The organism is Thiomonas sp. UBA7699 (assembly GCF_002482605.1).
In the GTDB taxonomy this organism is placed as follows: Bacteria; Pseudomonadota; Gammaproteobacteria; order Burkholderiales; family Burkholderiaceae_C; genus Thiomonas; species Thiomonas arsenitoxydans.
The window spans coordinates 62,734-69,095 of the sequence record NZ_DLGH01000026.1 but is presented as its reverse complement, the minus strand read 5'-3'; the positions used below and the strand labels follow the sequence as shown (position 1 = coordinate 69,095).

Genomic DNA, 6,362 nt, shown 5'->3' with positions numbered 1-6,362 from the left:
CGGCGCAGGCCGCCGACGCCGCCCGCGCCGCGGGCGACACCCGGCCGCTGCTGGGTGTGCCACTGGCGCACAAAGACGTGTTCGTCACCCGCACCCTCCCAGCCACCGCCGGTTCGCGCATGCTGGCCGGTTATGTCAGCCCGTTCGACGCCACCGTGGTCGCCCGTCTGGGCTCAGGCGCGGACGACTTTGCGGGCGCGGGGATGGTCACGGTCGGCAAGACCAATATGGATGAGTTCGCCATGGGCTCGTCCACGGAGAACTCGGCCTACAAGGTCACCAAAAACCCGTGGAACACGGCGCGGGTTCCCGGCGGCTCCAGCGGCGGCTCGGCCGCGGCAGTGGCCGCAAGGCTCGTCCCCGCCGCCACTGGCACCGACACCGGCGGCTCGATCCGCCAGCCTGCGGCGATGTGCGGCATCACCGGCATCAAGCCGACCTACGGTCTGTGCTCGCGCTACGGCATGATCGCCTTCGCCTCCAGCCTCGACCAGGCCGGCCCGATGGCGCAGACCGCGTGGGACTGCGCCGCCCTGCTCACCGCGATGACCGGCTTCGACCCGCGCGACGCCACCTGCGTGGAGCGCGTCGTGCCCGACTATGTCGCCGCGCTCGACCAGCCCCTGCCCGGCGCCACCGCCGCGCAGCCGCTCAAAGGCCTGCGCATCGGCCTGCCGCGCGAGTACTTCGGCGCGGGCCTTGCCGCCGATGTCGAAGCCGCCGTGCGCACAGCCCTCAAGACCATCGAGAGCCTGGGCGCCACCTTGGTGGACGTCTCGCTGCCGCTGACTGAACTGTCCATCCCGGCCTACTACATCATCGCCCCCGCCGAGGCCAGTTCCAACCTGAGCCGCTTCGACGCCGTGCGCTTCGGCCATCGCACGGCGCAATACAAAGACCTGGCCGAGATGTACGGCAAGAGCCGCGCCGAAGGCTTCGGCCCCGAGGTCAAGCGCCGCATCATGATCGGCGCCTATGTGTTGTCGCACGGCTATTACGACGCCTACTACTTGCAGGCGCAGAAGATCCGCCGCCTCATCGCCGACGACTTCGTCCGCGCCTTCACCCAGTGCGACGTGATCGCCGGGCCGGTGTCGCCCACGGTGGCGTGGAACCGGGGCGACAAGGCCGATCCGCTGGCCAATTACCTGGCCGACATCTACACCCTTTCGGCCAGCCTCGCCGGCCTGCCGGGCATGAGCGTGCCCGCGGGCTTCGGGGCGGGGGCCAACGCGCGCCGCCCCGTCGGCCTGCAACTCATCGGCCCGCACTTCGCTGAAGAGCGTCTGCTGCAGGTGGCGCATCAGTTCCAGCAGGTGAGCGACTGGCATCGCCGCAGCCCCTTCTGAGCCCGCCGATGGATCTGCACACCTGGCTGACCTTCTTCGCCGCAAGCTGGCTCATCAGCCTCTCGCCCGGCGCGGGCGCGATTTCGTGCATGACCACGGGGCTGCGGCACGGCTGGCGTGTGGGGGTGTGGAACATCTTCGGCCTGCAACTGGGCATCGCCGCCATTCTGGTGGTGGTTGCCGCTGGGCTAGGCGCGCTGCTGGCCGCGAGCGAAACCGCGTTCAGCGTGATCAAGTGGTTCGGCGTGGCTTATTTGCTGTGGCTGGGCATCCAGCAATGGCGCGCCCCGGCGCATGGGCTGGTCGATGCCGACGGCAGCGCAAAAAACACCACGCCGCCCACGCGCGGCCAGCTCGTGCTGCGCGGCTTTCTCATCAACGCCAGCAACCCCAAGGGGCTGGTGTTCATGCTGGCGGTGCTGCCGCAGTTCATCAACCCCGCCGCGCCGCAACTGCCGCAATATCTGCTGTGCGGGCTGTCGCTGTTCATCACCGACATCGTGGTGATGAATGGCTACACCTTGCTGGCTGCGCGGGTGCTGCGCGCCCTGCGATCAAAGCAGCATCAACTCTGGCTGCAGCGCAGTTTTGGCACCCTGTTCATCGGCGCCGCGCTGCTGCTTTCGGCGTTTCGCCGTTCAAACTAATCAAGGAATCTTGTCATGCAATGGGAAGTGGTCATCGGGCTGGAAACCCACGTTCAGCTCTCCACCCAGTCCAAGATGTTTTCCGCCGCGTCCACCGCGTTCGGCGCCGCGCCCAACACCCAGGCCTGCGCCGTCGATCTGGCCCTGCCCGGCGTGCTGCCGGTGGCCAACCGCGCTGCGGTGGAGCGCGCCATCCGCCTCGGTCTGGCTTTAGGCGCCACCATCGCGCCGCGCTCCGTCTTCGCGCGCAAGAACTACTTCTACCCTGACCTGCCCAAGGGCTACCAGATCAGCCAGTACGAGATTCCCGTGGTGCAGGGCGGGGTGGTCGAGTTTCTGGTGGACGGCAAACCGCACCGCCTGCAGCTCACCCGCGCCCACCTCGAAGAAGACGCGGGCAAGTCGCTGCACGAAGCCGGACTGTTCGACCGCGCGGGCAACGCCGCCAGCGGCATCGACCTCAACCGCGCGGGCACACCGCTGCTCGAAGTCGTCACCGAACCCGACATGCGCAGCGCCCGCGAAGCCGCCGAATACGCCCGCGCCCTGCATGCGCTGGTCATGTGGCTGGACATCTGCGACGGCAACCTGCAGGAAGGCTCATTCCGCTGCGACGCCAACGTCTCGGTGCGCCGCCCCGGCGAACCCTTGGGCACGCGCTGCGAAATCAAAAACCTCAACAGCTTTCGCTTCCTCGAAAAAGCCATCGAATTCGAGGTGCGCCGCCAGATCGAACTCATCGAAGACGGCGGCAAGGTGGTGCAGGAAACCCGGCTTTACGACCCCGACAAGGGCGAGACCCGCACCATGCGCACCAAGGAAGACGCGCACGACTACCGCTACTTCCCCGACCCCGACCTGCCGCCGCTGGTCATCTCGCCCGAGTGGATCGAGCGGGTGCGCGCCGACATGCCCGAGCTTCCCGGCCAGATGGCTGCGCGCTTCGTCGCATCCCACGGCCTGAGCCTGGATGCCGCGGCGCAGATGACCCAGACCCGCGCCCACGCCGCCTACTTCGAGGCCTGTGTGGCCGCGGGCGCCGCGCCCAAACTGGCCGCCAACTGGATCATGGGCGAACTCGCCGCCCAGCTCAACCGCGACGAGCGCGACATCGGCGCCAGCCCCGTGAGCGCCGCGCAACTGGCCACGCTCACCCGAAAAATCGACGACGGCACCCTGTCGAGCAAGACCGCCAAGGAAGTCTTCGCCGCGCTGTGGACGGGCGAGCAGGGCGGCGATGTGGCCGCCATCATCGACGCCCGCGGCTTGGCGCAGGTCAACGACAGCGCCGCACTGCAAGCCGCCGTCGACGCCGTACTCTCCGCCAACCCGAAGAACGTCGAGGAATACCGCGCCGGCAAGGACAAAGCCCTCAACGCCCTGGTCGGCCAGGTGATGAAAGCCACCGGCGGGCGCGCCAATCCACAGCAGGTCGGTGAGATGCTGAAGAAGGCCGTGGGGTGAGGCTGTTTTGCCTCGGCGTGCTCTTGGTGCGAAAACCAGCGGGCAAGTGCTGTGAAGCGGGACCTGACCTCAAACTCTTTCTTGTGGCCCGCTCATTCGGCTTGGTGGCAAGCCACGCATAGCTTGTTGCCATCGGGATCACGGAAATATGCGCCGTAGTAGTTGGCGTGGTACTCAGGCCGCAGACCAGGCTTGCCTTCGCATGTACCCCCGCTGGCGAGCGCCATGGCGTGAACCTGATTGACTTGCTCTCGGGAATGAGCGAGGAACGCGACCATTTGCCCATTGCCGGGCTGATGCGGTTGTTGGTTGTAGGGACGGCCGATCAAAAACAAGGGCCTCGGATCCGGCGAAGATTCCCAACCAGCCCAAGGGCGCTCGGGCTCTTGGAAACGGAATTGCACGCCAAGTGCATCGAGCACCGGCTTGTAAAACGCCATTGCTCGGTCGAAGTCGGTGACGCCGACCATAACGTGCGAGAACACTTGCCTTCTCCTTCGACAGCAAGCTTGGGGGCTAGCTTGATCGCTTTCAACCGTTCTGCCTAAGCTCAAATCGTAGCCTCTCGCCCTGCCGCCCCCCCTTATTCCTTCCGGCTGGCCCCCGCAGCCGATTCCAGCCACTGCCTCGCGGCCTGTGCCAAGATGGCATTCACACCGCCCTCGACGGTCACAGCCTGCTCGCGCAGGCGTTGCGCCAGATCGGCGGGCAGTTTGCAGGTGAGTTGCACCTGCTTGGGCGCACTCTCCTTGGGTTTGGTCTCGGCTTTCGCGGCCACGGCCTTGGCGCCCTGACCGAAGCGCTGCGGAATCGTGCCCGACTTCAGCTTGCCGTCGAGTTTCTTGGCAAGGTGCTTTTCAAGGTCTGTCTTTTTCATGCTCATGGGCTACCCCCGGTGGTGTGGACGGGCATTGTCCTCCACACAGGCCCCCCACCTCGGCGCGGCGCAAGGTGACCCGAAAGACGAGGCCCTGCGCCTACAAGGTGTTTTTCACCACCCGGCCGTTCTTGATGATGCACTTGAGATGCTGATCGGGTTCGAGCAAGGGCTTGAGCGAGCGCGACACATCGCCATCGACCACCAGCAGATCGGCCCAGGCGCCGGGTTCGATCACCCCCAGTTTGGCGCCGAGATAGGGATTGCGCTGACCGGCAAGCGCCAGCAATTCGCCGTTTTGCGAGGTGGCCTGTTTGAGCGCGTCCAGGGGCGAATACCAATTTTCCAGGGCGACCAGCCGCACGGTTTGGTAATGGGTTTTTCCCGGCGCGAACAGAATGTCGCTGCCCCAGCCGGTTTGCATCTTGTGTTTGATCGCCAGTTCGTAGGCCCGGCGCGTTCCGGTGGCGATCTCGTCGCTCTTCGCCTGCGAGCCGGGATCGGCCATTGGCGTCGGGGCGGCCTCCGGCAGGAAGGGCTGCAAAGACCACCAGATGCCTTTGTCTGCCATCAGGCGCACGGTGGCCTCGTCGGTCAGCTGGCCGTGCTCGATGACCTTGATGCCAGCCTCGATGCTGCGCTGCATGCCCTTGGGCAGATAGACGTGGGCCATGACGTAAGTGCCCCAATCCTCGGCGGCTTCCACCGCCGCGCGCAGTTCGGGCAGGGTGAACTGCACCGAATCGAGTGGATCGTAGAGCGACGACGCGCCGCCTCCGGCCATGAGCTTGATCTGCGAAGCGCCGCGCAGCAATTGCTCGCGGGTGGCCTTGCGCACACTGTCGGCGCTGTCGGCAATGGCCGACGCGCCCAGGTGTTCGGCATGGCCTACCGCGCTACAGGCCGCGCCCGGCCCGACCTCGTGCAAAAAGCGGAAGTCGCCGTGCCCTGCGGTCTGCGAAATCATGGCGCCACTTGGAAAAATGCGCGGCCCCTGCACCAGTCCTTGGTCGATGGCGCTCTTGAGCGCAAACACCGGCCCGCCTGCGTCGCGCACCGTAGTGAAACCTCGCAGCAAGGTGCGCTGCGCCTCAGAACCAGCCGCCAAGTGAATCAGCGCGGGATCGGCCATGAGCAAGTGCTGCATGGACATCGCCGCCATCAGGCTGTGCCAATGCGCATCGATCAGCCCCGGCATGAGCACCCGGCCGCCGCCGTCGATGATCTGCGCACCCTGCGGTGCGCCTTGCCCCTGCGGCTCGACGGCCCGAATCCGCGCGCCTTCGATCACGACTTGCAGGCCTGGCTGCAAGCGGGTTCGCCGACCATCGAAAAGCTGCACATTGCGCAAAACCATAGGCGCTGCAACTGCCGTTGCCGAACCAGAGGGCGCTGGCTGCGCAGAAGCGGCAGGGCTGAGCCCGCCAACGCCTGCAGCCAAAACCAGCGCGCTCTGCAAAAAATCGCGACGCGAAAATGCCCGCTCAAGTCGTCGCTGCACCTGCGAGGCCTCATCGCCACCGCAGCGGCAATAAAAGGCAGAACGCGGCGAGGTTTGAGCGCCGGGATGGGAAGTGGAAGGTTTGCGCATGGGAGTCCTTCAAATACACCAGAGCACTTGGCCAGCGGGCTGCTAAGGAACCAGTCGCCATTCGCCCGCGGGCTGGCGGCAGGCCCGCAAACGGGCGGACTTGGCCGGGTCACGCGGGGTGTAGAGCGTCACCCGAAAGGTCTTGCACAACCGGCCTTCTTGCGTGTTCGAGGCGATCAACTTGAAACTGCCGCCCGCGCGGCTCTCGGGGTTGCGCCATTCCAGAAGTGTGGCATCGCTGCCCAAAAATGCCGCACCTTCTTCCGATAGCTGGTTGATGTCGGCTTGGCTGAAGCGCTGCAGCGGCGTGTTCTTGAGCACGGGCATCCAGTTGTCTGCCCATGCCGTGGAAACCATCGCTACCGTGGCGAGCGCAATAAACCACGATTTGTGTCGCATGTGTTCTCTCCTCATCGTGTGATTCAGCCTAATGC

At 65.8% G+C, this 6,362-nt stretch carries 7 protein-coding genes; 3 read left to right on the top strand and 4 right to left on the bottom strand.

Annotation, left to right across the window (positions count from 1 at the left end; all coding sequences use genetic code 11):
- The 3 genes from gatA to gatB form a co-directional block, all read left to right on the top strand.
- Nucleotides 1-1,349: Asp-tRNA(Asn)/Glu-tRNA(Gln) amidotransferase subunit GatA (gene gatA, locus B3H47_RS11945; protein WP_286987131.1), on the top strand; the 1,349-nt coding region annotated here is incomplete at its 5' end.
- Between the two features lie 8 nt (nt 1,350-1,357).
- Nucleotides 1,358-1,996 carry a LysE family transporter gene (locus tag B3H47_RS11940; protein WP_013121957.1) on the top strand — a complete coding sequence of 213 codons (639 nt, stop codon included), beginning with the start codon at nt 1,358-1,360 and terminating at the stop codon, nt 1,994-1,996.
- Nucleotides 1,997-2,011: 15 nt separating this feature from the next.
- Nucleotides 2,012-3,460, top strand: coding sequence for an Asp-tRNA(Asn)/Glu-tRNA(Gln) amidotransferase subunit GatB (gatB, locus tag B3H47_RS11935; RefSeq protein WP_286987130.1), 1,449 nt, complete (start codon nt 2,012-2,014; stop codon nt 3,458-3,460).
- Nucleotides 3,461-3,552: 92 nt separating this feature from the next.
- Here the strand turns inward: gatB and B3H47_RS11930 are convergent, their stop codons facing one another.
- From B3H47_RS11930 to B3H47_RS11915, 4 genes are all read right to left on the bottom strand, one after another.
- Entirely contained in the window at nt 3,553-3,945 is a 393-nt protein-coding gene (locus tag B3H47_RS11930) for a VOC family protein (RefSeq protein WP_286987129.1), read from the bottom strand.
- Nucleotides 3,946-4,043: 98 nt separating this feature from the next.
- Entirely contained in the window at nt 4,044-4,343 is a 300-nt protein-coding gene (locus B3H47_RS11925) for a hypothetical protein (protein WP_286730309.1), read from the bottom strand.
- 94 nt (nt 4,344-4,437) lie between these two features.
- Nucleotides 4,438-5,694, bottom strand: coding sequence for a metal-dependent hydrolase family protein (locus B3H47_RS11920; protein ID WP_276729247.1), 1,257 nt, complete (start codon nt 5,692-5,694; stop codon nt 4,438-4,440).
- A gap of 276 nt (nt 5,695-5,970) precedes the next feature.
- The gene (locus B3H47_RS11915; protein WP_286987127.1) at nt 5,971-6,327 is read right to left on the bottom strand and encodes an RT0821/Lpp0805 family surface protein; all 357 of its coding nucleotides are present in this window, start codon (nt 6,325-6,327) and stop codon (nt 5,971-5,973) included.
- Between the last annotated feature and the right edge of the window lie 35 nt (nt 6,328-6,362).

Coding starts and splice junctions, on each gene's coding strand:
- B3H47_RS11940 (WP_013121957.1), top strand. CDS start 1,358: ATGGATCTGCACACCTGGCTGACCTTCTTCGCCGCAAGCTGGCTCATC.
- B3H47_RS11920 (WP_276729247.1), bottom strand. CDS start 5,694: ATGGTTTTGCGCAATGTGCAGCTTTTCGATGGTCGGCGAACCCGCTTG.
- B3H47_RS11915 (WP_286987127.1), bottom strand. CDS start 6,327: ATGCGACACAAATCGTGGTTTATTGCGCTCGCCACGGTAGCGATGGTT.
- gatB (WP_286987130.1), top strand. CDS start 2,012: ATGCAATGGGAAGTGGTCATCGGGCTGGAAACCCACGTTCAGCTCTCC.
- B3H47_RS11925 (WP_286730309.1), bottom strand. CDS start 4,343: ATGAGCATGAAAAAGACAGACCTTGAAAAGCACCTTGCCAAGAAACTC.